Source organism: Microbacterium oleivorans (assembly GCF_013389665.1).
Taxonomy (GTDB): Bacteria; Actinomycetota; Actinomycetes; order Actinomycetales; family Microbacteriaceae; genus Microbacterium; species Microbacterium oleivorans_C.
The window spans coordinates 2,544,881-2,571,648 of the sequence record NZ_CP058316.1; the positions used below are offsets into that span (position 1 = coordinate 2,544,881).

At 72.3% G+C, this 26,768-nt stretch carries 25 protein-coding genes; 16 read left to right on the top strand and 9 right to left on the bottom strand.

Translation table 11 applies throughout. The features are described 5' to 3' along the window. Positions 1–23: 23 nt before the first annotated feature. The 3 genes from HW566_RS12045 (at position 24) to HW566_RS12055 (ending at position 2,451) form a co-directional block, all read left to right on the top strand. Positions 24–464 carry an SRPBCC family protein gene (locus HW566_RS12045; RefSeq protein ID WP_178013186.1) on the top strand — a complete coding sequence of 147 codons (441 nt, stop codon included), beginning with the start codon at positions 24–26 and terminating at the stop codon, positions 462–464. Beyond that, entirely contained in the window at positions 461–1,915 is a 1,455-nt protein-coding gene (locus HW566_RS12050; RefSeq protein WP_178013188.1) for a phytoene desaturase family protein, read from the top strand. The genes HW566_RS12045 and HW566_RS12050 overlap by 4 nt, the downstream gene beginning before the upstream one ends. An 89-nt stretch (positions 1,916–2,004) precedes the next feature. Continuing rightward, on the top strand, positions 2,005–2,451 hold the full coding sequence (locus HW566_RS12055) for a MarR family winged helix-turn-helix transcriptional regulator (protein ID WP_178013189.1): 447 nt from the start codon (positions 2,005–2,007) through the stop codon (positions 2,449–2,451). Between the two features lie 3 nt (positions 2,452–2,454). On the opposite strand, the gene HW566_RS12060 is transcribed toward HW566_RS12055, so the two are convergent. Next, positions 2,455–2,754 carry a DUF7882 family protein gene (locus HW566_RS12060; protein ID WP_178013191.1) on the bottom strand — a complete coding sequence of 100 codons (300 nt, stop codon included), beginning with the start codon at positions 2,752–2,754 and terminating at the stop codon, positions 2,455–2,457. A 170-nt stretch (positions 2,755–2,924) separates the two neighbouring features. On the opposite strand from HW566_RS12060, the gene HW566_RS12065 reads away from it, so the two are divergent. Together HW566_RS12065 and HW566_RS12070 are read left to right on the top strand one after the other, a co-directional pair. Beyond that, entirely contained in the window at positions 2,925–3,221 is a 297-nt protein-coding gene (locus HW566_RS12065; RefSeq protein ID WP_178013192.1) for a hypothetical protein, read from the top strand. Between the two features lie 25 nt (positions 3,222–3,246). Then, a complete protein-coding gene (locus HW566_RS12070) occupies positions 3,247–4,224 on the top strand; it encodes a Gfo/Idh/MocA family protein (protein ID WP_178013194.1) in 978 nt (325 codons plus the stop codon). 280 nt (positions 4,225–4,504) lie between these two features. On the opposite strand, the gene HW566_RS12075 is transcribed toward HW566_RS12070, so the two are convergent. Then, positions 4,505–4,924, bottom strand: a complete 420-nt coding sequence (locus HW566_RS12075) for a CinA family protein (RefSeq protein WP_178013196.1) — start codon at positions 4,922–4,924, stop codon at positions 4,505–4,507. A 219-nt stretch (positions 4,925–5,143) separates the two neighbouring features. Here HW566_RS12075 and HW566_RS12080 point away from each other — a divergent pair, with 219 nt between their 5' ends. After that, positions 5,144–5,734, top strand: a complete 591-nt coding sequence (locus tag HW566_RS12080) for a DoxX family protein (RefSeq protein WP_218621628.1) — start codon at positions 5,144–5,146, stop codon at positions 5,732–5,734. A gap of 50 nt (positions 5,735–5,784) precedes the next feature. On the opposite strand, the gene HW566_RS12085 is transcribed toward HW566_RS12080, so the two are convergent. Continuing rightward, positions 5,785–6,414, bottom strand: coding sequence for a LuxR C-terminal-related transcriptional regulator (locus HW566_RS12085; RefSeq protein ID WP_178013200.1), 630 nt, complete (start codon positions 6,412–6,414; stop codon positions 5,785–5,787). A 38-nt stretch (positions 6,415–6,452) separates the two neighbouring features. Here HW566_RS12085 and HW566_RS12090 point away from each other — a divergent pair, with 38 nt between their 5' ends. Next, positions 6,453–7,007: a TetR/AcrR family transcriptional regulator gene (locus HW566_RS12090; RefSeq protein ID WP_178013202.1), complete on the top strand. Its 555-nt coding sequence runs from the start codon at positions 6,453–6,455 to the stop codon at positions 7,005–7,007. 57 nt (positions 7,008–7,064) lie between these two features. Beyond that, entirely contained in the window at positions 7,065–9,551 is a 2,487-nt protein-coding gene (locus HW566_RS12095; RefSeq protein WP_178013204.1) for an MMPL family transporter, read from the top strand. A 27-nt stretch (positions 9,552–9,578) separates the two neighbouring features. Here the strand turns inward: HW566_RS12095 and HW566_RS12100 are convergent, their stop codons facing one another. Next, on the bottom strand, positions 9,579–10,904 hold the full coding sequence (locus HW566_RS12100; protein ID WP_178013206.1) for an NtaA/DmoA family FMN-dependent monooxygenase: 1,326 nt from the start codon (positions 10,902–10,904) through the stop codon (positions 9,579–9,581). After that, positions 10,901–12,241, bottom strand: a complete 1,341-nt coding sequence (locus tag HW566_RS12105) for an O-acetylhomoserine aminocarboxypropyltransferase/cysteine synthase family protein (RefSeq protein WP_178013208.1) — start codon at positions 12,239–12,241, stop codon at positions 10,901–10,903. The genes HW566_RS12100 and HW566_RS12105 overlap by 4 nt, the downstream gene beginning before the upstream one ends. 153 nt (positions 12,242–12,394) lie before the next feature. Between HW566_RS12105 and HW566_RS12110 the strand changes: the two genes are divergently transcribed. Further along, positions 12,395–13,252: a sulfurtransferase gene (locus HW566_RS12110; RefSeq protein WP_178013210.1), complete on the top strand. Its 858-nt coding sequence runs from the start codon at positions 12,395–12,397 to the stop codon at positions 13,250–13,252. Positions 13,253–13,266: 14 nt separating this feature from the next. On the opposite strand, the gene HW566_RS12115 is transcribed toward HW566_RS12110, so the two are convergent. Beyond that, complete coding sequence (locus HW566_RS12115) at positions 13,267–13,836, bottom strand: flavin reductase family protein (protein ID WP_178013212.1); 570 nt, start codon at positions 13,834–13,836, stop codon at positions 13,267–13,269. A gap of 81 nt (positions 13,837–13,917) precedes the next feature. After that, a complete protein-coding gene (locus HW566_RS12120; protein WP_178014922.1) occupies positions 13,918–15,234 on the bottom strand; it encodes an O-acetylhomoserine aminocarboxypropyltransferase/cysteine synthase family protein in 1,317 nt (438 codons plus the stop codon). 142 nt (positions 15,235–15,376) lie between these two features. Between HW566_RS12120 and HW566_RS12125 the strand changes: the two genes are divergently transcribed. The 3 genes from HW566_RS12125 (at position 15,377) to HW566_RS12135 (ending at position 18,520) form a co-directional block, all read left to right on the top strand. Then, the gene (locus tag HW566_RS12125; protein ID WP_218621629.1) at positions 15,377–16,192 is read left to right on the top strand and encodes a nitroreductase family protein; all 816 of its coding nucleotides are present in this window, start codon (positions 15,377–15,379) and stop codon (positions 16,190–16,192) included. Between the two features lie 166 nt (positions 16,193–16,358). Continuing rightward, positions 16,359–17,369: a pyridoxal-phosphate dependent enzyme gene (locus HW566_RS12130; RefSeq protein ID WP_178013214.1), complete on the top strand. Its 1,011-nt coding sequence runs from the start codon at positions 16,359–16,361 to the stop codon at positions 17,367–17,369. Then, positions 17,366–18,520 (top strand): cystathionine gamma-synthase, encoded by a 1,155-nt coding sequence (locus tag HW566_RS12135; RefSeq protein ID WP_178013216.1) that lies wholly within the window; start codon positions 17,366–17,368, stop codon positions 18,518–18,520. Before HW566_RS12130 ends, HW566_RS12135 begins: the two co-directional genes overlap by 4 nt. An 18-nt stretch (positions 18,521–18,538) precedes the next feature. On the opposite strand, the gene HW566_RS12140 is transcribed toward HW566_RS12135, so the two are convergent. Beyond that, positions 18,539–19,072, bottom strand: coding sequence for a DnaJ family domain-containing protein (locus HW566_RS12140; RefSeq protein ID WP_178013217.1), 534 nt, complete (start codon positions 19,070–19,072; stop codon positions 18,539–18,541). 159 nt (positions 19,073–19,231) lie between these two features. Here HW566_RS12140 and HW566_RS12145 point away from each other — a divergent pair, with 159 nt between their 5' ends. From HW566_RS12145 to HW566_RS12155, 3 genes are read left to right on the top strand one after another with little or no spacing between them, the layout of a single operon-like run. Further along, entirely contained in the window at positions 19,232–19,831 is a 600-nt protein-coding gene (locus HW566_RS12145) for a PadR family transcriptional regulator (protein ID WP_178013219.1), read from the top strand. Beyond that, positions 19,828–20,547: an ABC transporter ATP-binding protein gene (locus tag HW566_RS12150; RefSeq protein ID WP_178013221.1), complete on the top strand. Its 720-nt coding sequence runs from the start codon at positions 19,828–19,830 to the stop codon at positions 20,545–20,547. The genes HW566_RS12145 and HW566_RS12150 overlap by 4 nt, the downstream gene beginning before the upstream one ends. Continuing rightward, positions 20,544–23,468 (top strand): FtsX-like permease family protein, encoded by a 2,925-nt coding sequence (locus tag HW566_RS12155; protein WP_178013223.1) that lies wholly within the window; start codon positions 20,544–20,546, stop codon positions 23,466–23,468. The genes HW566_RS12150 and HW566_RS12155 overlap by 4 nt, the downstream gene beginning before the upstream one ends. A 24-nt stretch (positions 23,469–23,492) precedes the next feature. Here HW566_RS12155 and HW566_RS12160 read toward each other — a convergent pair whose 3' ends face one another. Continuing rightward, positions 23,493–24,509 (bottom strand): LacI family DNA-binding transcriptional regulator, encoded by a 1,017-nt coding sequence (locus HW566_RS12160; RefSeq protein WP_178013226.1) that lies wholly within the window; start codon positions 24,507–24,509, stop codon positions 23,493–23,495. Between the two features lie 130 nt (positions 24,510–24,639). Here HW566_RS12160 and HW566_RS12165 point away from each other — a divergent pair, with 130 nt between their 5' ends. After that, positions 24,640–26,733 carry a beta-galactosidase gene (locus tag HW566_RS12165; RefSeq protein WP_178013228.1) on the top strand — a complete coding sequence of 698 codons (2,094 nt, stop codon included), beginning with the start codon at positions 24,640–24,642 and terminating at the stop codon, positions 26,731–26,733. The last annotated feature ends 35 nt before the right edge of the window (positions 26,734–26,768 follow it).

The following is a 26,768-nucleotide window of genomic DNA, read 5'->3' on the forward strand; positions in this document are numbered from 1 at the left end:
CGCCGTCGAGCGGAGCGGCGACCATGGCGCGTAACGTACGGGTCATGCGGTGCGCCCCCGAGGACGTCTTCGCCGTGGTCAACGACGGCTGGTTGTTCCCGGCGTGGGTCGTGGGGGCCTCACGGATGCGCGAGGTCGCGGCATCCTGGCCGACGGTGGGCTCACGGCTGCACCACTCCTTCGGCGTCTGGCCGTTCCTGATCGACGACAGCACCTCGGTGCTCGAGTTCGACCCGCCGCACCGCATGGTGATGCAGGCGCGCGGCTGGCCGATCGGAGAGGCCCGCATCACGCTCGACGTGAAGGCGCGTGAGGACGGATGCGTCGTCCGCCTGCAGGAGTTCGCGGCGGAGGGTCCGGGGTCCTTCATCCCGCAGCCCCTGCTCGACGTGCCCCTGTCGTGGCGCAACGCCGAGACCCTGCGGCGTCTCGCCCATCTCGCCGAGGGCGGCGCCGGTCGGTGAGAGACGACTACGACGCGGTCATCGTCGGCTCCGGCCCCAACGGGCTCGCCGCCGCCGTCACGCTCGCCCGTGCGGGACTGGCGGTGGCGGTGTTCGAGGCCGAGGACCATTTCGGCGGCGGAGCGGCGACGGGGGAGATCACCCGGCCCGGGTACCTCCATGATCTCTGCTCGGCGGTTCATCCGCTCGCGTTCGAGTCCGGATTCTTCCGCGAGTTCGGTCTGCGGCGACGGGTGGACTTCGTCGTACCCGATGTGTCGTACGCGCACCCCCTCGACGACGGGGCGGCCCTGGCCCATCGCGACCTCGATCGCACCGCCGAGGGACTGGGCCGCGACGGTCGCGCCTACGCCCGTCTCATGCGCCCCCTCGTCGACCGGGTACGCGGTGTCGCCGATTTCACCGGCGGCTCGCTGCTGAGGATGCCGGGGGACCCGGTCGCGGTGGGATGGTTCGGGGCGCGCACCCTCGAGCAGGGCACGCCGGCGTGGCGGCTGCGCTTCCGCGAGGAGGCGGCGCCCGCGCTCGTGACAGGCGTGGCCGCGCACACGATCCTCGGGCTCCCGAGTCTGGCCGCGGCCGGCGGCGGCCTGACGCTGGCCACCTATGGCCACGCACAGGGCTGGCCGATCCCGGTGGGCGGCAGCGGGGCGATCGTCGCGGCCATGGTCGACGACATCCGCGCTCACGGCGGTGAGCTGTTCTCGGGGCATCGCGTCCGCTCGCTCGACGAGCTGCCGTCCTCGCGGGCCGTCCTCCTCGACGTGACGCCCCGCGCGCTCATCCAGATGAGCGGGGAACGAATGCCGCTGCGGTACCGGCGCCGCCTCGAACGCTTCCGCTACGGCGGGGCGGTCGCCAAGGTCGACTTCGCCCTCTCGGCCCCGGTGCCCTGGCGCGATCCGGCCGTCGCCGCCAGTGGCACCGTACACGTGGGCGGCACCCGGGCGGAGATCGCCGTCTCCGAGAACGCGGTGAGGGCGGGGCGCCTTCCCGAGTCGCCGTATGCGCTGGTCGCGCAGCCCTCGCTGTTCGACGGCACCCGCGCCCCCGCCGGGCACCACACGCTGTGGGCGTACACGCACGTCCCCGCCGACAGCACGGCCGACCGCACCGAGGCCATCGTCCGCCAGATCGAACGGTTCGCCCCGGGCTTCCGCGACACGATCATCGCCACCCACACCGAGACGGCCCAGCAGGTCGCCGGCCGGAATCTCAACTATCCCGGCGGCGACATCTCGGCCGGGGTGCCCTCGCTCGATCAGCTGATCGCCCGTCCGGTGCTCGCCCGCGACCCCTGGCGGACGCCCATGCCAGGGGTCTACCTGTGCTCGGCTTCGACGAGCCCGGGACCGGGCGTCCACGGCCTCGGCGGTTGGTGGGCCGCGCTGAGCGCCCTGCGGCACGAGTTCGCCGTGCGCGCCCGACCCGACCTCTCACCCCGCCCCTAGGGCGGGCGGGTAGCCGAGTCAAGTGCGCCGACGTGCGCGGGGCGGGCTTCTACAGTGGACGGATCATGCCGTCTACGGGAGGTTCCACCGTGTCCGATCCGTCCGAGCCCGAGTCCGTCGCTCGTGCCGTGGAGAGGCTGCGTCTCGCCGAGGCGAGTCTGGCCCGGCGCCGGCAGAGCGACTGCGGTCCGAGTGAGACGGCGCGGGCGGCCATGCGCATCGTGTACGACAGCGCGGATGCCGGGAAGCGCGTCACGCCGACCGACATCGCTGCCACCCTCGGCGTCTCGACGCCCACCGCCACCACGATGCTCAAGCGACTCCACGACGGCGGGCTCGTCGCATTCGAGCGCAACCCCGACGACGGGCGCAGCAAGTACGTCGTCCCGACGGATCGGAACTCCGACGTCGAGGGCGTCGATCCCCTCACGCGGCGCGTACGCGATATGGCGCGTGCGCTCGACGACGACACCTCGGCGAAGCTGACGGCCATGCTCGACGCGATCGCCGACGCGGTCGACGAGGAGTGCCGCTGAGGCTCAGCCCTCGGTCGAGGGCGGCTCCGGCACGACGCGCAGCCCGTTGGCTCCGCCGGCCTCGATCATGAGCGCCTCGACCCAGTGGCGGTTGATGGTCGGGGGCCGACTGCCGCTGAAGAGGAACACGATGGGCACAGCCGGGTGCACCCACACGCTGAACAGTCCGTTGTCGATCGAGCGGTGGAACATGAAGGGCTCGTTGCGGCGCAGTTTGTTCATGAAGACGACGCGGAGATGCGCCAGCAGACGGTCTTCGACGTCGAACGTCCGTCCCTGGCTTCCGTAAACGAGTGAACCCACGAACGAGAGGGTACGCGCGGGGTCGTGGCTAACTAATTCCGGTTAGTTAGCCGAACTAGTCAGCTGGAGCGGTGACTAACGGGGCCGAGCTCGCGTGTCAAGTGGCTCGGTGATCGGTCGGTCCGGGTCCACACTCGGATGACGAGAACGGAGTCGTCATGGTCCTGGACATGTCACCGATCGCCCGCAAGCCGAGCGCCCTCCGGTTGGCCACCTCCGACGCTCTTCGCCAGCTCCCCACCCGGCGCCCGGAACCGGCGCGCACGGACGCGGCCGTGTGCTGGGAGCTCGTGGACGTCGACCGGTACGAGGTGCGCGAAGGTCAGGTCGTCCTCGGCTACATCGACGTGGTCGGCGCGGTGTACGTCGCGCTGGGAGGTCCGTGGTATTCGGCGAGCGTGGAGCTGCGACAGACGCTGCGCTTCGAGGACGCCGTGCAGACCCTGCGTTCGACGCGACGGCATTGACCCCGCGCCTCCGTAGGCTGGAGGCATGATCCGCGTAGCGACCGTCGGCACGAGCGTCATCACCGACGCCTTCATCGGGGCGGTCTCGCGCACCCCCGGCATCGAGGTGGCGGCCGTGTCGTCGCGCGATGAGGCCAAGGCCCGCGCCTTCGCCGACCGGCTCGGAGTGGCCGGTGCCTACGGCGGCCTCGACGCGGTTCTCGCGGCGGGCGACATCGACGCCGTGTACATCGGATCACCCAACTCCGCCCACGGCGGTCAGGTCGCCGCGGCCATCGACGCCGGCAAGCACGTGCTCGTCGAGAAGCCCGCCGTCGGCACGGCGGAGGAGTGGGACGGCCTGGTCGTGCGCGCGCGGGCGGCCGGGGTGGTCGTCGTCGAGGCGATGCGGACGGCCTACGACCCGGGCATGGCCGCGGTGAGCGAGGCCGTCGCCTCGCTCGGCCCGGTGCGGCGTGCCTCGTTCCACTACTCCAAGCGGTCGTCGCGCTACGACGCGGTGCTCGCCGGCGACGTCCCCAACATCTTCGATCCCGCCATGGGCGGAGGCGCGCTCGCCGATCTCGGCGTCTACGGCGTCCACGCCGCGATCCTGCTCTTCGGCGAGCCCACGCGCGTCGAGGCATCGTCGGTGCCGATCGTCACGGGCGTCGACGGGGCCGGCGTCGCGCTGCTGACCTACTCCGGGCTCGTGGTCGATGTCGCCTACTCGAAGATCACCACCTCCACGCGGCCGAGTGAGATCCAAGGCGAGGCGGCGACGCTCGTCATCGACCACCTCGCCAGCCCGCGCCTGCTCACCCGCATCGACGGGGCCGCGACGACCGAGACGGTCGTCCCGGGGCCGGTGGACACCCTCGACGGCGAGGTGGCGCGTTTCGTCGACCTCGTCGCGCTCGGGGGATCCGTCGCAGCGGATGCGGCAGCGGTGGATCAGGCGCGCACGGCGGCCACGCTGCGCACGCTCGAGCGGATCCGGGCGGCGGCCGTCACGACGCGCTGACTTCCGCGTGCGGCTGGAACACCCCGGTCTCCGCCTGTCAAGGCCCTGTGACTGCGGGGGAGCGGCCTGCATCGTCGAATCATGCACCACACGGGATTGCGTTGGGATGAGATCGCCGAGGATGCCTGGAGGGTCTGCGACCCTTCCCGTCCCGCCTCCGACGCCGACGCCGTGATCGCCTACGTGGAGCGCCGCAATGACGGGGTGTTCGAGATCGTCTGGCTCTGCGGCACCGCGGGGACCGAGACGTTCGCGTCGCTCGAGGTCGCGGAACGGGCTGTCACGCAGCGGTACGCCGCAGCGCGGCAGGTGACGTCGCCGATGTCGACGAAGCCCGTGCCCATCGCGCACCGGCCGCCATTGTCGACGAGCTGACGGGATGCCGCGCCGTCAGCGCCGCGGCATCCGACTCAGCAGCAGGTCGTGACGGACATGGCGAGATCGGCCCGACGAGCTCCCGCACGCCGGCCGCCAGCTGCTCCGCGCACTCCGCCGAGCACGGGTCGACGCCCTCGCGAAGGCCGAGGACGCGGTGTTTCGTGGCGGTCCCATAAGCCACGACGCCCCCGGCGAACCACTCGCTGGCGCCCTCGGCGACTCCGATCGCTACGGCGAGGTTGCCGGAGGTGAGTGATTCGGCGACGGCGACGACGGTCCCCGTGTCCTGTGCGCGGCGGGCGAGTTCTTCGATGTCGGTCATGCTTCCTCCTGCGGTGGACCCTACGGTCGGCCAACGAGCGCGACCAGCGGGATTGCCCTCGTGCGGCTGCGGTGATATCGACGGACCCGGTCTTCGCTGCAGTGGGGTAATCGGGACTTTCGTCCCGGTCAACCCCCGTCGATGTGCGAGATAGTTATGTGGTCAGACCACACACGAGAAGCTCCCACCCGACGGGTGATGAGCGGCAAGGAGACAGAAATGACCACGCACGCGGTCCACGCAGCCATCCCCCGCACGGAGGCTCGGACCCGCACCCAGGCGATCGCCCGGCAGGAAGACGTCGTGACCTCGGCGGTGGGGCGCCGCGCCCTCGCGGGCCTGCGCTACGCGACCGGCTTCATCTTCCTCTGGGCGTTCCTCGACAAGCTGCTCGGCCTCGGGTTCTCGACGCCGTTCGAGCGGGCGTGGATCAACGGCGGAATCCCGGCGCAGGGCTTCCTGAACAGCCCCGCCGTCACCGGCCCGCTGCAGCCGTGGTTCCAGTCGATGGCGAGCCCGATCGCCGACGTGCTGTTCATGGGCGGCATGCTCGCGATCGGTCTCGCGGTGATGTCGGGTGTCGGCCTGCGCGTCGCCGCCGTCGCAGGCAGCGTCGTCATGCTGCTGATGTACCTCGCCGAGTGGCCGTTCGCCTGGGGCGCGGCATCCACCAACCCCCTCGTCGACTACCACATCGTCTACGCGCTCGCGCTGATCGTGATCGCCGCGCTCCACGCCGGCGACACCTGGGGCCTCGGCGCCGCATGGAAGCACCTGCCTCTCGTGCAGCGCTTCCGGTGGCTCGTCTGACATCGAGCCGACCCCACGAAGACGCGGATCCTCCGGGGTCCGCGTCTTCGTCATGGGCGCCGATGGACGGGGGAGTGCCGGGCGATCAGCGCGGCCTGTGTCCGTCGCTCGGCCCCGAGGGTGCGGAGGATCGCCGTCACGTGGTTCTTGACGGTCTTCTCGGCGAGGCCCAGACGCTCGGCGATCTCGCGATTCGACATCCCCTCGGCGAGGAGCTCGAGCACAGCGCGCTGGCGCCGGGTGAGCGTGGACGTCGGGTCCGGCTCGGATGTCGCGGACAGGGGGGAGTGAGGCCGCAGCGTCGCGCTGAGCGGATGGCCGGCGGCGACGTGGCGCACCGCATCGACCAACTCGTGCGCGCGGACGTGCTTGACGAGGAATCCGTCCGCACCCGCTGCGGCGCTCGCGGCGCGCGCCTCGTCCTCGTCGGTGTCGGCGAGGACGAGGCATCGCACACCGGGCCTGGTCGCCCGCAACGCCGCGCACGCCGCAGCGCCGTCGCCGACGGCGAGGTGCGCGTCGATGATGGCGACGTCCGGGCCTGTCACCGCCGCGCGGGTGAGAGCCTGGCGCACCGTGGAAGCTTCGGCGACCACGCGCATGCCGACGGCGGCGTCGATCGTGTCGGCGATACCGCGGCGCATGAGATCGAAGCGTTCGATCACCAGGACGCCGAGCATGGGCACCACGGTACCGGGAGGCTGGCTACGGTAAAGGGATGGACGAGCACCGCGCGGGGCCGCGGCGCAGCGAGCAGGCCCGACTGGCCGTACTCGGCGCCGCCGCCGAGCTCCTGGCCGAGCGCGGGTACGAGAACCTCACGATCGAGGCGATCGCGCGGCGCGCGGGTGTGGGCAAGCAGACGATCTACCGCTGGTGGTCCTCACGGGCGGCCATCCTGTCGGAGGCTCTGCTGGAGGGCTTGATCTTCCGCCACCAGCTGTCGGTGCGCGACACCGGCGATCTCCGTCACGACCTGGCCGAGTGGATGCAGCGGGTGTCGGGCATCCTCGACGCTCCCGAGGGGCGCGTGCTTCTGCGCTCGCTGCTCGCCGCGGCGACCGAGGACCCCGCGATCGGGGCCCTGCTGCGCGATCAGCTGAGCGCCGACGGCGGGGTGCGGGCGCGGGTCGTGGCGCACGGCGACGCGGGGCTCCCGGCGGACGACGTCGGCGACGCGATCGCGGGCTGGATCGTGCTGCAGGCGCTGATGGGGTCGAGTCCGACACCGGACAGCATCCGCTCGCTCGTCCGCACCCTGGTGCCGGGTTAAACTTGACGAGACGCCGCGTCTCGTCAAGGCGCGCTCTCACCCCGAAGGAGAACGCCGTTGGCCGAGCTGCTGTACCGCCTGAGCAAGGGAGCGGCGCGACGCGCGTGGCTCGTCATCGTCGCGTGGGTGGCCGTCCTCGGCATCGCGGGGGGCGCGTTCGCCCTGGGCTTCGGCGGGCTGTCGTCGAGCTTCGACATCCCCGGGACGGCATCGTCGAAGGTCACCGATCAGCTGGCCGATGAGCTGCCCGACTTCGCCGGGGCGGCCGGCACGGTCGTCTTCCACGCCGAGGACGGTCCGCTCACCGACGACCAGCGTGCTGCGATCTCGGACCTCGTCGCGTCGGCCACCGACCTGCCCGACGTCGCGACGGTCACCGACCCGTTCGCCGCCGAGGCGCAGCGCCAGGCGCAGGCGCAGCAGCTCGCCGACGGCCGTGCCCAGCTCGACGACGCTCGCGCGCAGCTCGACGCCGGCCAGGCGCAGCTCGACGCGGGCACGGCTCAGCTCGAGTCCGGCCAGAGCCAGCTCGACGCCGCCCGCGCACAGGCCGAGGCAGCGGGAGCGCCGGTCGCGCAGCTCGCCCCGCTCGAGGCGCAGCAGACCGCCCTCGACGCCGCCCGTGCGCAGCTGGCCGAGGAACAGCAGACCCTCGACGCCGGCCGCACCGAGCTCGAGGCCCGGGCCGAGACGGCTCAGCTCGGCGCACGGCTGCTGGAGCTCGCCGACGGCATCGCCCTCGTCTCGGCCGACGGCGCCACGGCGACCGTCAACGTCGGATTCACCGTCGCGCGCCTCGAGCTCGCGGAGGAATCGAAGCAGGCGGTCGTCGCGCACTTCACCGAGAAGCCGATCGCGGGTGTCGAGGTGGGGTTCTCGACGGAGATCTCGCAGGGCGTGCCCAAGATCCTCGGCATCGGCGAGGCGGTCGGTGTCGCGGTCGCCGCGATCGTGCTGCTGGTGATGCTGGGCAGCGTCATCGCCGCGGCCCTGCCCCTGCTGACGGCCATGGTCGGCGTCGGCGCCGGTGTGCTGGGCGTCCTCTCGCTGTCGGGTGTCGTCCAGATGGCATCGGTGACGCCCGTGCTCGGGGTCATGCTCGGGCTCGCGGTCGGGATCGACTACGCCCTGTTCGTGCTCAACCGCCACCGCAAGCAGCTGCTGCGCGGCGTCGAGCTGCACGAGTCGATCGGGCTGGCCGGCGGCACCGCCGGCAACGCGGTCGTCTTCGCCGGGTCCACGGTCGTCGTCGCCCTGCTGGCCCTCAACATCACCGGCATCCCGTTCCTCGGGCTGATGGGCACGGCCGGCGCGGTGTGCGTCGCGATCGCCGTTCTCATCGCGATCACCCTTCTGCCGGCTCTGCTCGGCCTGCTCGGGACGCGCGTCCTCGGTCGCCGTGCCCGTGCCCGCATCGGCGCGCCCGACGCGGTCGCGACGCCGACGCGGGCCATGCCGACCTGGCGTGCGATCACGACCGCGGTGGTCTCGGTGGGGCTCCTCCTGGTGCTGGCCGTGCCCGCGCTCTCGATGCGCGTCGGGCTGCCCGACGGCGCGTCCGAGCCCGAGGGCTCGTACGGTCAGCTGGCCTTCGAGCTCACCGACGACGCGTTCGGCGCCGGAGCCAACTCGCCGCTGCTCGTGACCGCGAGTCTGCCCGGCGGACTGGACGACACCGAGCAGCTCCGCGCCCAGGTGGCGGTGGCCGAGACGATCGCGGGGCGCGATCACGTGGCCGCCGTCGCGCCGATCGCCGTATCCGACAGCGGTACCGTCGCGGCGTTCCAGATGATCCCCACCGCGGGGCCGAGCAGCGTCGAGACCGAGGACCTGGTGCGCGACCTGCGCACCCTGCCACCCGTGGAGGGCGAGTATGCGCTCGGAGTGGCGGGTCAGGCCGCGATCAACATCGACATCTCCGAGGGTCTGGTGGGCATCCTGCCCGTCTACCTCGCGGTGGTCGTGGGGCTCTCGCTGCTCATCATGATCGTGGTGTTCCGCTCGCTCGTGGTGCCCCTCATCGCGACCGGTGGTTTCATCCTCTCGCTGTTCGCGACCTACGGCGCGGTCGTCGCGGTCTTCCAGTGGGGATGGGGCGCCGAGCTGATCGGCCTGCACACCACGGGCCCGATCCTCAACTTCCTGCCCGTCATCCTCGTCGGCATCCTCTTCGGGCTCGCGATGGACTACCAGCTCTTCCTCGCCTCGGGCATGCGCGAGGCGTTCGTCCACGGGTCGGAGGCGCGGCTGGCGGTCATGCAGGGCTTCCGCGCGGGCCGGTCGGTCGTCATCGCCGCGGCGTTGATCATGGTGTCGGTGTTCGGCGGCTTCATCTTCGCCGAGGCGACGATCATCCGATCGATGGGCTTCGGCCTGGCCTTCGGCATCCTCGTCGATGCGCTCGTGGTGCGCATGCTGCTCATGCCCGCGCTCATGCATATCATCGGCCGCGGCGCCTGGTGGCTGCCCCGCTGGCTCGACCGCATCCTGCCCGATGTCGACGTCGAGGGGGCGAAGCTCGAGCGCACCCACCCCCACGCCTGACCCGCGGTCGGGGCCGGGGGTCCGGGGTCAGAAGGCGTCGAGGTCTGCGCGCAGGCCCTGGCCGGTGTGCTCGGTGCGGAGGATGCCGCGTCGGCGCAGCACCGGCACCAGCTCGTCGAGTGCGCGGTGCAGGGTGACCGGGTGCAGGTCGCCCGAGAAGATGAGGCCGTCGTTGTCGGCATCGTCGCCGAGGGCCTGGATGACGTCGGCGATCTCCTCGGCGGTGCCGACCGTGCCGCCGGCGCCGTCGGTCACGCGTCCCAGCCGCGACTTGCCCGCGAGGATGTCGCGCAGCGGCGCCTCGGAGAAGTCGCCGAAGCGACCGAGCAATCCTCTGATCGTTCCCTTCGAGACGTGGTCGCCGAAGATCGCGGGGTCGAGCGGGCGGTCGAGGTCGAGCGAGGTGAGGTCGGTCTCGAGGTCGCTCGACCAGGCCTCGGCGACCTCGCGCAGCGCAGCCTCGTCGGGGTGCCGCGAGGCCTCGACGATGCGGTCGGCCTCTTCGATCGAGGCGGTGACGATCGGCTTGAACACGAAGAAGGTCTTGATCGCGTCCGCGTCGCGGCCCGCGGCGAGGGCGGCCTCGCGCACTCGCGCACGGTAGGCGCGGATGCTCGCCGGATCGAGGTTCGACAGGGCGAGCTGGATCTCGGAGTTCGCACCGGCGAAGCCGATGCCCCGCGGCGAGCCGCCGGGGGATGCGACGATCGGGTCGCCCGCGGGGAGCGGCTCGGCGTTGAGCGGACCGTCGAACGAGAAGTACTCGCCGCGATGCCGGACGGCGTGGATCTTCGAGCCGTCGGCGTAGATCTGCGTATCGGGGTCGGCGATGAGAGCGTCGTCGTCCCAGCTGTGCCAGAGCAGACGCAGCGCGTCGAGCCATTCCTGCGCACGGTCGTACGCGGCGTCGTGGTCGAGGCGCTCGGTGCCGAAGTGATGCGCCGATCCCACGTCGGTGACGACGTTGAGTCCGAGGCGGCTTCCGCTCAGGTGCTGCAGTGAGGCGAACTGACGGGCCGCGAGGTAGGGAGGCCACGCCGCCGGGTTCACGGTGGGGATGACGCCGAGGTGCTGCGTGGCGGCGAAGAGGTAGGGAGCGAGCGCCCACGGATCGTGCTTGGGACCGCCGTACGCCTTGCGCACGCGCAGGTTCAGGGTCTCGGGGGTGATCCCGATCGAGAGGGCGTCCTCGATCAGGACGAAGTCGAACCCCGCCTGTTCGAGCTCGCGAGCCGAATGCTGGTACAGGTCGGGCTTCTGCCAGGCCCAGTTCCAGCGCTGATAGGGGCGCGCCCACCCGTGCGGGCCGAATCCGCGCGAGAGGAACCAGCCGAAGTGCTGCGCGCGGCTCATGCCGGCACCGCCTCGCGGACAGCGACGCCCGCGACCCGCCTCGCGGCGTGGAGACCCCGCTCGAGGTCGGCGACGAGGTCGGCGGCGTCCTCGAGGCCGACCGAGAGGCGCAGCAGGCCCGGACCCACCCCGATACGGCGGAGATCGTCGTCGGTGCGATGCGCGTGCGTCGTCGTGGCCGGATGCAGCACGAGCGAGCGGACGTCGCCCAGGTGGGTCATGGGGGTGAACAGCCGGACCGCGCGGGTGAAGGCTTCGGCGGCGGCGCGGCCGCCGGCGAGCGTGAAGGAGAACAGGGCTCCCTGGCCCCGCGGCAGCAGCCGCTCGGCCAGGTCGTGATCGGGATGGGAGGGCAGACCGCTGTAGTCGACGCCGGAGACCTCGGGACGGCTCTCCAGCCACGTCGCGAGCACTCCGGCCGTCTGGGACTGACGCTCGACGCGCAGGGAGAGGGTTTCGATGCCCTGCAGCAGCAGGAACGCGTTGAGGGGAGAGGGAGAGGGGCCGAAGCGCATGGCGACCCGCCGCGCGGCATCCAGGAACGCCCGCGGGCCGGAGCGTTCGACGAAGGTGAGCCCGTCGGGCCCGGTCTCGCCGGCGATCTGCCGGTAGCGGCCCGGCGCGGCGGCCCAGGCGAAGCGTCCGGCATCGACGATGACGCCGCCGAGGGCCGAACCGTGCCCCGAGAGGAACTTCGATGCGGAGTGCACGACGATGTCGGCGCCGAGTTCGAGCGGCCGCAGCAGGTAGGGCGTCGCGAGGGTGGAGTCGATCACGAGCGGGATGCCGCGGCGGTGCGCGATGTCGGCCACCGCGGGGATGTCGAGCACGCCGCCGCGGGGGTTGGCGATCGACTCGGCGACGAGAGCCCGGGTGCGGGGTCCGATCGCGGCCTCCCACGCCGCCGGGTCGCGCGGGTCGTCGACGAAGTCCGTGGTGATGCCGAGCCGGCCGAGGTCGGAGCGCAGCAGCTCGCGCGTCCCCTCGTAGATCGCCGACGCGGCCACGACGTGGTCACCGGCCTCGAGGATCGTCAGCAGCGCCGTCGAGGTGGCCGCCTGGCCGCTGCCGACCAGGAGCGCGCCGATCCCGCCCTCGAGATCGGCGATGCGCCGCTCGGCCGCGGCCGCGGTCGGGTTGCCCACGCGGGTGTAGCTGTACCCCGTGTCGGGGTCGGCGAAGCGCGACTCGCCGTCGCCGATGTCGTCGAACTCGAAGCCCGCGGTCAGGTAGATCGGTGTCGTGCGAGCGCCGTGGGCATCGAAGCCGCGGGCGCCGGCGTGCAGCTGACGCGTCGCGAACGCCAGGGGCGCGGCGGGGGTCTCGGGTGCGGACATGGCCGAAACTGTACGGTGCGGCCCCGGCGGCAGACGAAGCGATCGTCACAGGGGGTCACGGGAGGTCGCGACTGTGTGTCGTCGTGTGTTCCCGCGTTTCGGTCTGTTTCGCGCCGACGCGACGATGCGCGCGCCGCTGAGGAGCATGAAGGCATGTCCCCCCTGGTGAGCGTCGACGACCTCGCCGCCGAGATCTCGTCGGGCGCCCCGGTGCGTCTGCTCGACGTGCGGTGGCGGCTCGACCGCGCCGAAGGGCGTCCCGACTACCTCTCCGGACACCTGCCCGGCGCCGTGTACGTCGACCTCGAGCGCGAGCTCGCCCAGCCCGGCCTGCCCGAGCTCGGGCGGCACCCGCTGCCGGATCGAGCCGGTCTCGAGGCCGCGGTCCGGCGTTGGGGGGTGCTCGCCGGTGACCGACTCGTCGCCTACGACGACAACGACGGAGTCGCCGCCGCCCGCGCGTGGTGGCTGCTGCGTCGCCACGGACTCGACGTGCGGGTGCTCGACGGCGGGTTCCGCGCCTGGGTGGCCTCGGGGCGGCGGCTCGAGCGAAGCGATCGGGCGGCGATCCCGGGGGACATCGGGCTTCCCGAGGGCGTCGGGGGACTGGCCGACGTCGACGACGCCGCCGTCGCGCCGCGGCGCGGCGTGCTTCTCGACGTGCGGGCGCCGCAGCACTACCGCGGCCAGGTCGGCGGTATCGACCCGGTCGCCGGACACATTCCGGGCGCCGTCAACCTGCCCACGGTCACCCACATCGCCCCGGACGGCCTCCTGCGCAGCCCCGCCGAGATCCGTGCGGCGCTCGCCGCCGTCGGCGTGGACCGCGACACGGAGGTCGTCATCACCTGCAGCTCCGGGATAGCCTCGGCGCACACGGCGCTCGCGTTCGCCGTGGCGGGGTACCCGAACGCCCGGGTCTTCCCGGGATCGTGGAGCCAGTGGTCGCGCGACCGCGGGCGCCCGGTCGCGACCGGGGCCAGCCCGGCGGCCGCGATCGGCGTCGTCTGAGCGGTCGGCCCGCGTCAGCCCTCGAGCGCGGAGCGCTCGCTGAGCCGGTGCCAGGTGCGGTTGTGGTACACCAGCGCATCGCCGTGTCCGCCGGGCTCGACATCGCGCTCGACGTGCGACTGCAGGGCGTGCCCGGCGATGACGATCGATCCGCCGGCATCCATCCGTGAGACGACCGCGCACCGGACCCACGCCCGGACGCCGCGGTAGACGGGCTCTCCCGTCGTCAGCCGCGACCAGCTCGCGGTGTCGGCGAAGCGATCGACGCCGCTCGTGGCGCCGAGCTTGGCGAGGGGGAGATCCTCGGCGTCGAGCAGGTGCACGACGACGGTCTCCGCCGAGGCGAGCACCGCCGAGGCGGACGACTGGGCCGAGACCGAGAACACCAGCAGGGGCGGGTCGGCGCTCACCGACGACACCGAGGTCGCGGTGAGGGCCACCGGTCCGTCACCGGCGTCGGCGGTGATCACGGCGACGCCGCCGGGGTGACCGCGGAACAGCGTCTTGAACGCGTCGGCGGACAGCGAGTCGCCCAGATGACGGGACGGGTGCTCGGCGGAGGGGTCGAGATTCGGCTGCGACATGATCACGAGGTTAGTAACCGCGCGGGGCGTCGACATGTTCCGTGACCGCCCGAGACGGTCGATGACCGTGTGTGACGCCGCTCAGCGCTGGGTGCGGCGCGTCGCCGCATCCAGGCCCTGCGCCAGGTCGGCGATCAGGTCGCCGACGGTCTCGATGCCGATCGACAGGCGGATCAGGCCGTCGCCGATGCCGAGGCGTTCCCGCTCGGCCGCCGAGAACGACACGTGCGTGGTCGTCGCCGGATGCAGCGCCATCGATCGCACGTCGCCGATGTTGGTCATGCGGCTGAAGAGCTGCAGGGCGTCGAAGAACGCCTCGGCCCCCTCGCGGCCACCGCGGACGGTGAAGGCGAAGACCGAGCCGGCATGCCCGCCGAACCGGTCGCGGGAGATGTCGTGGAAGGGGTTGCCGGGCAGGCCCGCGAAGTCGACGCTCTCGACGGCGGGGTGGGTGTCGAGCCAGGAGGCGACCGCTGCCGCGTTCGCGAGGTGGCGCTCCATCCGCAGCGACAGCGTCTCGATACCCTGCTGGAGCAGGAAGGAGTTGACCGGCGACAGCGCCGCACCCAGATCGTTGACGATGCCGAAGCGCAGGTACGCCTCGAGGGCGCGGTCGCCGTAGGCCTCGACGAACGACGGCTTGCCCGGTGCGATCGGCGCGGTCAGGCCCGGGAACGGACGCGGCGAGCCCGCCCAGTCGAACCGCCCGCCGTCGACGATCGCACCCGACAGCGCCGCGCCGTGTCCGGAGAGGAACTTCGTCGACGAGTGGATGACGATGTCGGCGCCGAGCTCGAGCGGCCGGATGAGATACGGCGTCGCGACCGTGTTGTCGACCACGAGCGGGATGCCGTGACGCCGGGCGATCCGCGCGACGGCCGCGACGTCGACGAGGTCGTTCTTGGGGTTGGGGATCGTCTCGACGAAGATCGCCCGGGTGTCGGGTCCGATCGTTCGTTCCCATTCCGCCTCGTCGCGGGAGTCGCGCACGTAGTCGCTGGCGACCCCCAGCCGCGCGAAGGTGCGGTCGAAGAGGATGCGGGTGCCGCTGTAGATGCTCGCCGTCGACACGATGCGCTCGCCCGCGCCGGCCAGCCCCAGCAGGACCGCGGTGATCGCCGCCTGACCCGAGCCCACCACGATGGCGCCGGAACCGCCCTCGAGCGAGGCGATGCGTCCCTCGGCGACCTGGTGGGTGGGGTTGAGGTTGCGCGAGTACAGGTGGCCCTCGTCGGCGCCGGTGAAGCGGGCCTCGGCCTGCGCGAACGAGTCGAACCGGTATCCCGCGGTCAGGTAGACCGGGGTGATGCGCGCGCCGTGGCCCGGCTCGTCGCGTTCCCCGGCGTGCACCTGACGGGTGTCGAACCCGAATCCGTCCCAGTCGTATCGGGGCGGCAGCGGCTCGGGTGCGTTTTCGGCGGGTCGCGGGGTCACGCTCACAGGCTAGGGGGCTGAGCCCGCCGCACGCCGTCGATGCGTCACACGCCGACAGATTCGGGAGCTCGTGCCTACGATGGGCGTCGACCCGAGGAGGACCCGCGTGACGACGACGGATGATGACGGCTGGCTGCGCCGCTACGGTTCGGCGGCACCGGCACGACCGCTGCCGCGCAACGAGGTGCTGGAGCTGCTGTACCGCCACCGCTCGGTCCGGCGCTTCGGACCGGGGGAGGTGGACGACGCGACGGTGACGGCCATCGTCGCCGCCGCGCAGTCGGCGTCGACGAGCTCGAACCTGCAGGCGTGGTCGGTCGTCGAGGTGCGCGACCCCGCGCGGCTCGACACACTGGCGCACCTGGCCGGCGATCAGGACTTCATCCGTCGCGGCGCCGTCTTCCTGGTCTTCGTGGCCGATTGGGCGCGGGCGAGCGAACTCGCACGTCGGGTGGGCGAGCCGGCCGAGGCGGTGGACTACATCGAGAGCACGATCGTCGGTTTCGTCGACGCGGCGCTGGCCGCCCAGAACGCCGTCATCGCGGCGGAGTCGCTCGGTCTCGGAGCGGTGTACGTCGGCTCGGTCCGCAACAACCCGGAGCAGATCGCCGATGTGCTCGAGCTGCCCCCGGGCGCCTTTCCGGCCTTCGGCGTCGTGATCGGGCATCCCGACCCGGACGATCCGGCCGGCGTCAAGCCGCGGCTCCCGCAGACCGTCGTGCGGCACCGCGAGCGCTACCGGCTGCCGGAGGCCGACGAGATCGCGGTCTACGATGCCGCCGTCACCGCGTACTACGCCACGCAGGGCGAGCCGCGCGGGTGGCTCCGAGCGGCGATCGCGCGGGTACGGGATGCGGCGAGCCTGCACGGTCGTCACACGATGCGCGCCTCGCTCGAGCGCCGCGGGCTGCCGTCGCGCTGACCGCACGGCGCCCGCCCGCCGGCGCCGCTCGACACCCGCGGGCGCGTCGCCTAAGGTGGACGCGTGCAGACCTGTCGCTGTTGTCGCTGAGTGCCCCTGGGCACCCCTTCGACGAACCCGACAGCACCCGCGTCTCTGAGCACGCGGACATTTTGAGGACACCCTCGTGCGTTACGCAGAATCCATCGCCGATCTGGTCGGCAACACACCGCTCGTCCGGCTGAGCCGGGTGGCGGAGGGCATCGCCGCGACGGTGCTCGCGAAGATCGAATACGCCAACCCCGGCGGGTCGGCCAAGGACCGCATCGCCGGCCGCATCATCGATGCCGCCGAGCGCGAGGGCCTGCTCCGCCCCGGCGGCACCATCGTCGAGCCCACCAGCGGCAACACCGGCGTCGGTCTCGCCCTCGTCGCGCAGCAGCGCGGATACCGCATGGTCTTCGTCGTGCCCGACAAGTTCGCCGGCGAGAAGGTCGCGGTGCTGCGGGCCTACGGCGCCGAGGTGGTGATGACACCCACGAGCGTTCCGCCCGAGCATCCCGACTCGTACTACAGCGTGTCGGACCGCCTCGCGCGCGAGATCCCCGGCGCGTTCAAGCCGAACCAGTTCGCCAACGCCAACGGGCCGCGGTCGCACTACGAGACCACCGGCCCCGAGATCTGGCGTGACACCGACGGTCGCATCACCCATCTCGTCGCGGGGGTCGGAACGGGCGGCACGATCACGGGCACCGGCCGCTACCTGCGCGAGGTCGCCGGCGGCGCCGTGACGATCGTCGGCGCCGATCCCGACGGCTCCATCTACAGCGGAGAGGTCGGCCGCTACCTCGTCGAGGGCGTCGGCGAGGACTTCTGGCCCGAGACGTTCGACCCCACGGTGGTCGACCGGTACGAGCGGGTCGGCGATCGCGAGTCGTTCGCGATGACACGGCGCCTCGCACGCGAGGAGGCGCTCCTCGTCGGCGGATCGTCGGGGATGGCCGTCGTCGCCGCCCTGCGTACGGCGCGGGACCTCGGCCCCGACGACGTGGTGGTCGTGGTCCTGCCCGATCACGGTCGCGGCTACCTCTCGAAGATCTACGACGACGGCTGGATGCGCGCGCACGGCTTCGCGGACCTCGTCGACGACCCCACCACCGCAGCATCCACCACCCCCGCCCCCAGGAGCGACGCATGAGCACCCACGATTCGGCACGCGGTCTCGCGAGCCTCGCCGTCCACGCCGGTCAGGAGTTCGATCCGACCACCGGAGCGGTGATCCCTCCGGTGCACTTCTCGACCACGTTCGCCCAGGACGGCATCGGCGGGCTGCGCGGCGGCTACGAGTACGGCCGCTCGGGCAACCCGACCCGCACGGCACTGCAGACCCAGCTCGCCGCCCTCGAGGGTGGAGCCCACGGCTTCTCGTTCGCCTCCGGGCTCGCGGCCGAGGACGTGCTGCTGCGTGCCGCGCTCTCGCCGGGCGACGAGGTGCTGCTCGGCAACGACGTCTACGGCGGCACCCACCGTCTCATCGCGCGCGTGCTCGCACCGTGGGGCATCACCCTGCGCATCGTCGACATGAGCGACCTCGACGCGGTGCGCGCGGCCGTCGCCGAACGGGCTCCGCAGGTGCTGTGGGTCGAGACGCCGTCGAACCCGCTGCTGCGCATCACCGACATCGCGGGCCTCGCGGCGATCGGGCACGAGGCGGGGGCGACCGTCGTCGTCGACAACACCTTCGCCACGCCCGCCCTGCAGCGTCCGCTCGGTCTCGGCGCGGACGTCGTCGTCCACTCGACGACGAAGTACCTCGGCGGGCACTCCGACGTGGTCGGCGGGGCGCTCGTGCTGGACGACGACGCGCTGGCCGAGAAGATCGGCTTCCTGCAGTTCGCGGCCGGGGCGGTGTCGGGACCGATGGACGCGTGGCTCACGACGCGCGGCATCAAGACCCTCGACGTCCGGATGCAGCGGCACAGCGAGAACGCTGGCGCGATCGCGCAGTACCTCGCCGGGCACGAGCGGGTCGCGCGCGTTTTCTACCCGGGCCTGGCCTCCCACCCCGGGCACGAGCTCGCGGCCTCGCAGATGTCGCGTTTCGGCGGCATGCTGTCGCTGGCACTGGAATCGGGCGACGCGGCACGGCGCTTCGCCGAGTCGACGCGCCTGTTCCAGCTCGCCGAGTCGCTCGGTGGCGTGGAGTCGCTCGTGAACTACCCCGACGCCATGACCCACGCCTCGGTGCGTGGTACGGAGGCGGCGGTGCCGGTCGAGATCGTCCGGCTCTCGGTCGGGATCGAGTCGGTCGACGATCTGCTCGCCGACGTGGAGCAGGCGCTGCGCTGAGCCGGGGGCTCCGGCGCTTCAGCGACCAAACAGCCGCCGACGCGGTCGCGTGGGCGGCGCCGGGGCGGGGGCGGGTGCGGCCGAGGCGCGCCGCTCGTGCCATGCGGCGACCTCGGCGTCGACGTCGCGTGTCGGTGTCACCACGGGCGGGCCGCCGAGGAGCTGGCGGCGGGCCTCGATCACGCGTCGGTTGAAGTCCTCGACGTACTCGCGCACCTCCTCCTCGCGGTGCAGCGCGTCGGCTCGCGCGGCGAACTGCGCGTGCTCGGTCCGGAGCATGAGGGCGGGAGGACCGAGTCCCGACAACTGCTCCGTCCGGATCTTGCGCCGGATCCACCAGTCGGGGTCGTGATGCTCGCCGAGGCCCTCGATCGGCTTGCCCGCACCGGGCAGGTTGTCGAAGTCGCCGCGCCGCATCGCCTGCTGGATCGCGGTCTCGACGTAGGCGGCGCGCTCGCGCTCGGTCGGCACGGGTGCATCGTCCGGCTCCGCCTCGTCGCCATCCTGCCGCGCTCGATAGCGGGCGGCCGCGATGCGCGGGTCGTCTTCCATCCCGTCACCTCTCCTGCGGGTCCGTCGAACCAGGCTACGACGGGCACGCGACCGGCGGCGCGATGACGAGGACTCGGGCCCGACGCCCGCAGCTTTTCAATGGATACCCGGTATGTATATACTCGCAAACTACATACCCGGTATGCCGAAGGGACATTCATGTCGGTGAGACTCAGCCTGTTGGCGATCCTCGATCAGGGCCCGTGCTACGGCTACCAGTTACGGGCCGAGTTCGACCGGCGCACCGGATCGACCTGGCCGCTGAACGTCGGGCAGATCTACAACACCCTCGACCGCCTCGAGCGCGACGGCCTCGTCGAGAAGGGCGACGTCGACGAGCAGGGACACGTCTACTGGCAGATCACGGATGCCGGTGCCGCGGAGGTGGCATCATGGCTCGCCTCGCCGGTCGAGCGGTCCTCCGGCACGCGCGACGAGCTCGCGATCAAGCTCGCCGTCGCCGCGACCCTGCCCGGGGTGGATGTCGCCGAGGTCATCCAGGCGCAGCGGCGCGCGTCGGTCGCGCAACTGCAGAGTCTGAACCGCGCGAAGTACGCCGGCAACGGCCCCGACGGGCCGGAGGAGCTCGCGTGGTCCCTCGTCGTGGACTCGATGATCTTCGCGGCCGAAGCGGAGGTGCGCTGGCTCGACCACACCGAGCAGCGCCTCGCCCAGCACCCGCAGCACGCGATGACGCTCGCCCTGTCGACCGAGAAGCCCAAGCGTGGCCGGCCCGCGAAGACGGAGGCCTCGGCGTGAGCGACGACATCCTCCGGCTGGTGGGGGTCACCCAGCAGTACGGCGAAGGCGAGACCTCCGTCTCCGCCCTCAGCGGCGTGGACCTCTCGGTGGCGCGAGGCGAGCTGGTGGCCATCATGGGCGCCTCGGGCTCGGGCAAATCGACGCTCCTGTCGATCGCGGGGGGATTGCAGACGCCGACCTCTGGTGAGGTGATCGTCGAAGGGCGCTTCCTCTCGACCGCGTCGGCTCGCGATCTCGCGCAGCTGCGGCGCCGGTCGCTGGGCTTCGTGTTCCAGGACTTCAACCTCATCCCCACCCTCACGGCGCTCGAGAACGTGACGCTCCCGCTCGAACTCGACGGTTTCCGGTCACGCGCCGCGCGTCGGGCGGCGCAGGAGGCGCTCGCATCGGTGGGGCTCGAGGCCAAGGACGATTCCTACCCCGACGATCTCTCGGGCGGTCAGCAGCAGCGCGTCGCGATCGCCCGCGCCGTCGTCGGCGGACGCCGGCTGATCCTCGCGGACGAACCGACCGGAGCCCTCGACTCGGTCACGGGCGAGGCGGTCATGAAGATGCTCCGCACCCGGATCGACCAGGGCGCGGGCGGCATCCTCGTCACCCATGAGGCGCGGCACGCGGCGTGGGCCGACCGCATCGTGTTCCTCCGCGACGGCCGGATCGTCGACGAATCCCGCCGGACCGGGGCGGACGAGCTGTTGAGCGGCACACGATGACCCGGGCGACCGAGACGGCCGAGGCGGACGGGCGTCGGCGCCGGCGCGACGCGGCGGCGGCGACGTCCACCCGGGGGCGTCGCCGCGGGGGCGGCCGCGGCACGGCTCCCGAGACCTCGCGCGCGGCACGGTGGCGGGTCACGCTGCGGTTGGCGCAGCGTCAGGTGCGTCGCGGGCGCGCGTCGAGCATCCTGATCGTCCTCCTCGTCGCGCTCCCGATCGCCGGGATGTCCGGCGTCGCCGTCTACGTCGACAGCCTCATCGCGACACCGGAGGAGCGGGTGAGCGCGGAGCTCGGCGGGATGCAGGCGTGGGTCGCGCCGGTCGGAGTCCCGGGCGCCGGACTGTGGCAGGATCCGACGTCGCCGTCGAACAGCGAATACGTGGTCGACACGGGCGCGTCGTCCGCACCGGAGGGCGCGGTCCGCACCGACATCGACGGCGTGCTGCCCGCGGGGACCGAGGCCATACCGGTCACCGAGGGGCAGGCGCGGATCGAGACCGTCACGGGCGCCGCCGTCGTGCCCGCGTGGGGCGGCGAGATCTGGGACGACCGCTTCGCGGGCGCCTTCGCTCTGGTCGACGGGCGTGCGCCGCGCGGTGACGGCGAGGTGATCGTCACCGTTCCGACGCTCGAGCGCACCGGGGCGGCTGTGGGCGGGACGCTCACCGAGTCGCCCGACGGGCGGGCGTACGAGATCGTCGGCGTCTTCACGGCGTCGCGACTGTCGTCCCAGGCGAGCGCCGTCGCGTTCCCCGACGCGACGCGATTCGAGAGCGCCCGCTGGTACCTGCCCGACCTCCGGCTGAGCTGGCCGGACGTCCAGGAGCTCAACACGGCCGGCATCCTGGCCTTCTCGCGCGACGTCGTCCTCGATCCGCCGCCGGCGCGTGCGGACGGCAGTCCGATCGTCGACGAGCGGACCTCGAGCATGTGGCAGCTCGTGGTCGCCCTCGCGGCAGGCGGCGCCTTCGCCGCGTACCTGGTCATCATGCTGGCCGGTGCGGCGTTCGCCGTGAGCGCGCGGCGCCAGCAGCGCGCGCTGGCGATCGCCGCGAGCGTGGGGGCCGACGCGCGCGACCTCCGGCGCACGATCCTGCTGCAGGGGTCGGTCCTCGGCGGGGCCGGCGGCCTCGTCGGCATCGGGGCGGGCATCGGCATCGCCGCCGCGGTCATCGCCGTGACCGACGACGGTTCGGCGACGGGGTTCTGGGGGTTCCATGTCCCCTGGCCCGTCCTGGCCGGCATCCTCGTCTTCGCCTTGGCCGTCGGCACGGTCTCCGCGCTCGTCCCGGCGCGGACGGTCGCGAAGTCCGACGTCATCGGCGCGCTCCGCGGCGCCCGGCGCCCGCAGGGGGTGCGCGCCTCGCGGCCGCTCTGGGGGTCGGCGATGATCATCGCGGGTGTCGGGCTCACGGTCGTCTCGGGTGTGGCGGCGGCGTCGGTCTCGGCGAGTCGGGACCTGACCTGGGACTCGCCCCTGAGGTGGCTGCCCATCGTCGGGATCATCGCGGGGCCGGTGGTCGCGCAGCTCGGCGTCGTGCTGTCGGGGCGCTGGCTGCTGTGGCTGGCGTCGCTCGGGCTGTCGCGGCTGGGTGTGGCGGCGCGGATGGCCTCACGGGATGCCGTCGCCAACGGATCGCGCACGGTGCCGGCGTTCGCCGCGGTCGGTGCCACCGTGTTCATCGGCGTCTTCGCCGTCGCGCTCGGCAGCATGACGACAGCCCAGGCCGCGCGGAGCTACCCCTACGCATCGCCGGTGGGAACGGCCACGGTGTCGATCTGGCCCGCCGGCACCAACCCGCTGCCGCTCAGCGACGACCGGATGGACGAGGCGGCGAGCGTCGCCGAGGGCCTTCTGCGCGAGGCGGGCGTCGAGCGCGTGGCGATGATCGGTCGACAGGCCGAGTTCTGGACCGAGAACCCCGACGACATCCCCGCCGATCTCGTGCGAGCCGTCGCGGTCACCCCCGAGCGCTCGCTGACGCCGCGTGCCCAGGGGTTCAGCGGAGGCGGCCGGTGGTCGCCGCAGAACAACATCGCCGTCGTCTCGCCGGACGACATCGAGGCGGGCACCGGTGCGGCGCTCAGCGCTGCCCAGCGGAGCGCGTACGAGGACGGTGCCGCACTCGTCCTCGTCGACGGCCTCGCGACCGACGGCGTGATCCAGGTCGCCGCGTGGTCGGAGCGGGTGTGGCAGTGGGGCGAGAGCGGGGATCCCGCCGAGGCCCCCGACAACATCTTCGAACCCGAGCCCGGGCAGCGGGTGGCCGATCCGCTGTGGTCCCGGGAGGTTCCCGCACTCGAGGTCGAGCGGCCGGCCCAAAGTCTGGCCGTGGCGATCGCCCCCGCCACCGCCGACGCCCTCGGCATCGACGCGCGGCCCGAGACCGTCCTCGGCACGTTCGCAGACGCTCCCACCCAGGCCCAGCGCGACCGCGTCGTGCAGATCGGCTCGACCCCGCCCAGCGACGACTACGCGCTGAGCGCCTCGGTCGAGATGGGGCCGCCGGATGCGTCGGCCTGGCTCGTCCCGCTGCTGGCCGCCATCGCGGTGCTCGTGCTCGGCGCGAGCTCGGTCGCGCTCGGACTCGCGCGCTTCGAGCGCAGACCGGACGACGCCACGCTGTCGGCCGTGGGCGGCAGTGCGCGGCTGCGTCGGAGCATCGGGTTCTGGCAGGGCCTCGTCATCGCCGGCTTCGGGACCCTCGCGGGTGCGGGCGCCGGCGTTCTGCCCGCCATCGGGTTCCAGATGCAGTCGACGGGCGCGACCGGGGGAGCCTTGCCCCTGGAACTCGCGGACGTCCCCTGGTGGCTCGTGATCGCGCTGGCCGTCGTCCTGCCCCTGGCGATCGCCGTCGTGAACTGGCTGGTGCCGCCGCGGCATCCCGACCTCACCCGGCGCACCGCGATCGCCTGACGCCGGGCCGCGCCGCCCGCGGCGTCAGGCGCTGCGGGGCGGGGCGGACGAGTCCCGCGCCACCAGGTCGGCGAGGCGGACGGGCGGCGCCGGGGTCGGTGTGCCCTCGATGCGCGCGATGAGCTCTTCGACGGCGTATCGTCCGGTCGCGGCGAAATCGTTGCGCACCGTGGTCAGCGGGGGATCGAAGAACTCGGCCTCGGGGATGTCGTCCACGCCGACGACGCTGACATCGGTCGGCACGGCGAGCCCCTGGCGTTTGAGCGCCAGCATCGCGCCGAGGGCCATCTGGTCGTTCGCAGCCACGACGGCCGTGCTTCGCAGCGGAGCTCCCGTGATCGCGGCGTAGCCGGAGGCCGGTGACCAGTCGCCGTGACGCGTCGGCTCGGCTTCGAGGCCCAGCCCCGCCACGGCCTCGTGGAAGGAGCGCTCGCGGCTTCGCGCGGACGACCAGTTCGGGGGGCCGGAGATGAGCATCAGACGGCGGTGGCCGAGCCCGGCGAGGTGGGCGACGAGCGCCTGCATCCCCGACTCCGAGATGCCGTGCGCGTCGTCGCTCTCGCGCTCGATCACCACGGGCACGTCGAAGCGGGCCGCGGTGACGGCGTCGCGCATCTCGTCGGTCGATACGAGGGCGAGCACGCCGGCGAGGCTGTGACTGGTGAGCTGTCCGAGCGCGTCGTCGATGGCGTGCGGATTGTGCAGGTCGACCGAGATCAGATCGAGCACGTAGCCGGCGTCGCGGGCGGCCGCCGCCGCACCCTCGGCGATGCGGCTCGGACCGACCTGCGCCGTCTCGTGGGTGAGAGCGCCGATCCGGTGCGAACGCCCCGACTTCAGGCTGCGCGCCGACATGTTCGGTCGGTACCCGAGTTCCACGAGAGCGCGCTCGACGCGTGCGCGGGTGGCGGGTCGGATGCCCTCGTACCCGGCGAGGAACCGGCTGACCGTCTGATGCGATACCCCGGCCGACGTCGCGACGTCGTAGATGGTCGCGGGCTTGCGGCCGCCGTGGTCGGTGGGATGCGTCGTCGAGGACATCGTCCCCCCTCTCGGCAAACGGGTCGGATACGGCTCTTGACATCCCATGTTATCGGCAACATAGTAGTCCGCAACGGGGATTGTTATCGGAAACATCGGAGTTTTCGGTTCCCTGCGACGACGGAGTCACATGTTCTCGCGACCGAGCCATCGCCCGACCGGCATCCTCTTCGGAGCGGCGTACTACGCCGAGTACCACCGCGACGAGCGCACCGAGACCGACCTCGACCTCATGGTCGACGCCGGCTTCACCGTGATCCGGGTCGGCGAGTCGGTGTGGTCCACGTGGGAGCCGCGCGACGGGGAGTTCGACCTCGACTGGCTGCAGCCCGTGCTCGACGCCGCCCACGCCCGCGGCATCCGCGTCATCCTCGGCACGCCCACCTATGCCGTGCCGCCGTGGCTGCAGAGCGCGCACCCCGAGATCGCCGGCGAGACGCGTACCGGGCAGCCGGTGCCGTGGGGCGGAAGGCAGGAGGTCGACTTCACCCACCCGGCCTTCCGGTTCCACGCCGAGCGCATCATCCGCGCCGTCGTGTCGCGCTACGCCGACCACCCCGCCGTGATCGGGTTCCAGGTCGACAACGAGCCCGGCCTGCTGCTGCTGCACAACCGCGGCACGTTCCGGCGGTTCGTCCGCCGGCTCGAGGCTCGCTACGGGGACGTCGACACGCTCAACCGCGAGTGGGGCCTCACGTACTGGTCGCACCGCATCGCCGACTGGTCGGAGCTGTGGACCCCCGACGGCAACACCCTGCCCGAGTACGACCTGGCCTGGCGTCGCTACCAGGCCGACCTCACCACCGAGTTCATCGCCTGGCAGGCCGACATCGTCCGCGAGTATGCGGTGCCCGAGCAGTTCGTCACGACATGCATCGCCTACCCGCGCCGTGCGGTGGCCGACGACGACCTCGTCCGCACCCTCGACATCACCGCCGGCAATCCCTACTACGCGATGCAGGACCACCTCGATGCCGCGCAGACGCTGCCTCCCGCCTCACCGTGGACCACGAGCGGCGTGGCCGGGCTCTTCCGGCAGGCGGACCGGCTGTTCTCGTCGAAGCAGTCGCGGTTCCTCGTCACCGAGACCGACGCGCAGTCGATCGGCGGGCCCGACTTCAACCTCCCGCCCTACCCGGGCCAACTCGCCCAGTCGGCCTTCGCCCTGATCTCGCGCGGCGCCGCGATGATCGAGTACTGGCACTGGCACACGCTGCCCTACGGCACCGAGACCTACTGGGGCGGTGTCCTCCCGCACAGTCTGGAGCCCGGTCGGATCTACGACGAGGTCGGCGAGCTCGGCGGTCGCCTCCGGGCGATCGGTGCGGCGTTGGACGGTTTCGAGCCGGATGCCGATGTGGCCATGCTCTGGTCGAACGACAGCCGGTTCGCCTTCGAGTTCTCACCTCCCCTGGTCACCTCCGACGGAGCGCCCGACAGCGGCGCGTACACGCGGATCTTCGACACGTTCCACGCCGGCGTGATCGCGGCGGGCGCGCAGGCGCGCATCCTCCACATCGGCCAGGCGCGCGAGATCGGGGCGCGCGCCCTCGCGGAGCGCTTCCCGGTCCTCATCGCTCCGGCGCTGTACATCGCCGCCGACGCCGACCTCGATTTCCTGCGCGACTACGCCGACGCGGGCGGGCGCCTCGTGCTGGGCATCCGCACCGGCTACGCGGACGAGGAGGGCCGGGCGCGCGTCGAAGCGGCGCCGCCGCGGCTGACGGAGGCAGCCGGGGTGGGCTACTCCGAGTTCTCGAACCTGCGTCATCCCCTCGGGCTCCGCTCGGACGTCTTCCCCGCGGACGCCGCCGCGACCCTGTGGGCGGACGGGCTGATCGCCCGCGACGCCGAGGTCCTCGCCGGCTACGACCACCCGTGGTTCGGCACGTTCGCCGCCGTCGCGGAACGCCCGCACGGCGCCGGCTCGATCACGACCGTCGGCACCGTCCCCTCGCCCGAGCTGGCCGCCGCGCTCGTGGCCCGGCTGGTGCCGCATCCGCTGGCCGATGCCCTGGCGCCCGGGCGCGCCCTGCCCGTGACCGTCTCGTCGGGGCGCACCGAGACCGGCGCGCGGGCGTGGTTCGTCTTCAACTGGGGATGGGAGCCGCAGCGGGTCGAGATCGCTGCCGCCGTCGCCGATGCCGTGACCGGCGAATCGCTCGCCGCTGGAACCGAGCTCTCGCTGCCCGCGTGGTCTACCCGGACCCTGCTCGAGCAGTGAGCCACCAAGGGATCTTTCGATCCGCACAATCACAG